Source organism: Pseudomonas sp. SWRI154 (assembly GCF_014268645.1).
GTDB classification, from domain to species: Bacteria; Pseudomonadota; Gammaproteobacteria; order Pseudomonadales; family Pseudomonadaceae; genus Aquipseudomonas; species Aquipseudomonas marvdashtae.
Genome location: NZ_JABWQW010000056.1, coordinates 1 through 3,263, shown reverse-complemented (window position 1 = coordinate 3,263; position 3,263 = coordinate 1). Strand labels below are relative to the sequence as shown.

Below are 3,263 nucleotides of genomic sequence, written 5' to 3'. Positions count from 1 at the left end.
GACAGCATGGGCAGCTCGCAAAAGCTGCATTTTGCCCAAGTGGGTCAGTTTTCAACCGGTAGGGTGGGTCAGTTTTGCATCGGTACTGACAACTAAAACGTCGAGAGGTAAAACGCTTCGGTCAAGCAAAGCCGGAGTTTCTGGTTTGGGCAGCTCAGTATGATGAGGGTGGCGTCCCTGGACGGAGCTTGGCCAGGCATCAGGAATGGCTGTCTGTGCTTACTTGTGCTGTCTTAAAGCTTGAGGGGGACATGTCCGTTACAGATCGGGTACGGCAAATACTGGATGCAGTCGACGGGCTGAATCACACACCGTCGGTCATGTGAAGTGTGTTGGCTATACGCTTACGTCTGATGATGCTACCCGCAGCAATCGGACGTGCAGACACACCTCTGGAGGCCGACTTTTCACCGAGACCATAGATAATGTCTCACAAGTCGTAGAATCTGCTGCATGAGTGGCATCAGGTATGGCTATCTGTCATTATTTTGCCATGCAATCAATCGTGGGTGACTTTCCGATGTCCAAGCTTGGTACTATTTTCAACTATTGGGCCCCGCCAATATTTTGTACTTTGTTAGCGTTCTTCCTTGGTAAAGGCGCATTTGACGGGCTCGAGCAAAGTTTAGAACGTTCGTGGGCATCTACTTTTATATGGATAGTTGAGCCGATTTTCTTTCCTCGGTGGTTCGTTCTGGCGGGGACAATATTCATTTTCCTTGGGGGAGCTTATCTATTTTGGAGGCAATACAAGCGGCTACAAGAACTTGGGAAATCCCACGAGGACCTTATTGAAAGTTTAGGTAATGCCTTCAAGGAGGCAGCAGATAGAATGGAAAAGCCTTAACTTACTGTAAATCGAGTTCGCACGCCCAAAACTGGACACACGAACTCGACAGATAGGGCTTTCGTCTCAGGCAGCAAGGCTGGGGTGCGGAGTGCTTTTAAGGCCTCCGGCATCCGATACCCTGCGTCGTAGGTAGTAGACAGCAGTACCAGGATGCCGGAGGGTTGCGCTCTATTAGTGCAATGTGTGCCAACCTTATGAATCAGTGGGCCAGGAAAGGGCTGTTCAAGAGTGATAAGCGAACGAGGTTTTGTCAGGTCATGATGCTCAGCCCTGCCGGGCCAACGCCGTCTCGGCACCTTGCTCGCGCACCCAGAACAACGTCGCCCCGGCGACCGCCGCCGGCATCATCAGGACGTTGACCACCGGGATCAGCAGCACCAGGTACACGCTGCCGCCAAAGCCCAGGCTCTGCCAGCGTTTCTCCCGCAGCCAGGCGAGCATTTCGTTCCAGCCCAGCTTGTGGTTGTCCGCCGGGTAGTCGATGTACTGGATCGCCATCATCCAGATGCCAAACAACAGCCACAGCGGTGCGGCGACGATATTGAGCACGGGGATGAACGACAGCACGAACAGCCCCAGGGCACGCGGCACGAAGTAGCCGAGCTTGCGCGCTTCCCGGGCCAGGGTGCGGGGAACCATGGCGATCAGTTCGCCCCAGCTGAACGCGGGAAAATCATCAGTGCCGCGCACTACCACTTCGACTTTCTCGGCGAGAAATCCGTTGAAGGGCGCCGCGATGATATTGGCGAGCATGGTGAAGGTGAAAAACACCATCAGCCCCACCAGCACGACGAACAATGGCCAGAGGATGTAGCTCAGGAAGCTCAGCCACTCCGGCAGCGACGGCATCAGCGTGTCGACCCAGAGGCTGAACTGGTGGCCGGCCAGGTAGATCAGCCCGACGAACAGCACCAGGTTGATCGTCAGCGGCAGCAATACAAACAGGCGCAAGCCGGGGCTCAGGACCAGCTTGAGACCTTCTCGCAAATATTGCGGACCGGACAAGACGGGGGCGGGCATAGGTGGCTCCGAGGAATGATGGACGCGCCGACCTTACCGGCTTTGCCCGGCGTGGGAAAGCTACGACATCACGTGTAACAAGGTTTAGTGAAGGATCGTACCTATTGAATAAGCGCCAGCGGATAGAGCTCACCTATGAGCTGGATTGTTAAACCGTATTTCCTTAATCTTCGCTCCCTCGATACGCTGCACCCATTCTTTTTCAGGACTGTCGAACCAAAGCCTTCCCCAAGTGCATCAACAGTCCTTTTTTATTCCCGCCGCTCAGCCGGCGTTCCGGACCTCACAGGTCCGGTCAACAGGAGCAGGTCATGTCTGAAGTCCGTCATTCACGAGTGATTATTCTCGGTTCCGGCCCTGCCGGTTACAGCGCCGCGGTCTATGCGGCCCGTGCCAACCTCAAGCCGTTGCTAATCACCGGCATGCAGGCCGGCGGTCAATTGACCACCACCACCGAAGTCGACAACTGGCCGGGCGATGTTCACGGCTTGACCGGCCCAGCCTTGATGGAGCGCATGAAAGAACACGCCGAGCGCTTCGAGACAGAGATCGTTTTCGATCACATCAATGCCGTCGATTTCGCCGCCAAGCCGTACACACTGACCGGTGACAGTGCGACTTATACCTGCGACGCCCTGATCATCGCCACCGGCGCCAGCGCTCGCTACCTGGGCCTGCCATCGGAAGAAACGTTCATGGGCAAAGGCGTTTCCGCCTGCGCTACCTGCGACGGTTTCTTCTACCGCAACAAACCCGTGGCCGTGGTCGGTGGCGGCAACACCGCGGTCGAGGAAGCCCTGTACCTGGCCAACATCGCCAGCACCGTGACTCTGGTCCACCGTCGCGAAACCTTCCGCGCCGAGAAGATCCTGATCGACAAGCTGAACGCGCGCGTCGCCGAAGGCAAGATCATCCTCAAGCTCAACGCCACCCTGGACGAAGTGCTGGGTGACAACATGGGCGTGACCGGTGCTCGCCTGAAAAACAACGACGGCAGCTTTGACGAGATCAAAGTCGACGGCGTGTTCATCGCCATCGGCCACACCCCGAACACGTCGTTGTTCGAAGGCCAGCTGGAACTCAAGGATGGCTACCTGGTGGTCAAGGGCGGCCGCGACGGCAACGCCACCGCCACCAGCGTCGAAGGCATCTTCGCCGCGGGCGATGTGGCCGACCACGTCTATCGCCAGGCCATTACCTCGGCCGGCGCCGGTTGCATGGCGGCCCTGGACACCGAGCGTTACCTGGACGGCCTGCAAAACGTTTCGTTCTGATCCGTCAGGAACAAAAAAACCGGCTTCGCAGACTGTGTGAAAACGCAGTTTGCGGCGGCGTAAAGCAAATGCCCCGACTTGTCGGGGCATTTGCTTTTCTGGAATGTAAAAAATAAAGG

At 56.6% G+C, this 3,263-nt stretch carries 2 protein-coding genes; one reads left to right on the top strand and one right to left on the bottom strand.

What is annotated here, in order from left to right; all coding sequences use genetic code 11:
* Positions 1–1,114: 1,114 nt before the first annotated feature.
* Positions 1,115–1,870 (bottom strand): sulfate transporter CysZ, encoded by a 756-nt coding sequence (cysZ, locus tag HU806_RS26090; protein WP_186615765.1) that lies wholly within the window; start codon positions 1,868–1,870, stop codon positions 1,115–1,117.
* A gap of 311 nt (positions 1,871–2,181) precedes the next feature.
* Here cysZ and trxB point away from each other — a divergent pair, with 311 nt between their 5' ends.
* Positions 2,182–3,144 (top strand): thioredoxin-disulfide reductase, encoded by a 963-nt coding sequence (gene trxB / locus HU806_RS26085; protein WP_186615763.1) that lies wholly within the window; start codon positions 2,182–2,184, stop codon positions 3,142–3,144.
* Positions 3,145–3,263: the final 119 nt, after the last annotated feature.

Coding starts and splice junctions, on each gene's coding strand:
- cysZ (WP_186615765.1), bottom strand. CDS start 1,870: ATGCCCGCCCCCGTCTTGTCCGGTCCGCAATATTTGCGAGAAGGTCTC.
- trxB (WP_186615763.1), top strand. CDS start 2,182: ATGTCTGAAGTCCGTCATTCACGAGTGATTATTCTCGGTTCCGGCCCT.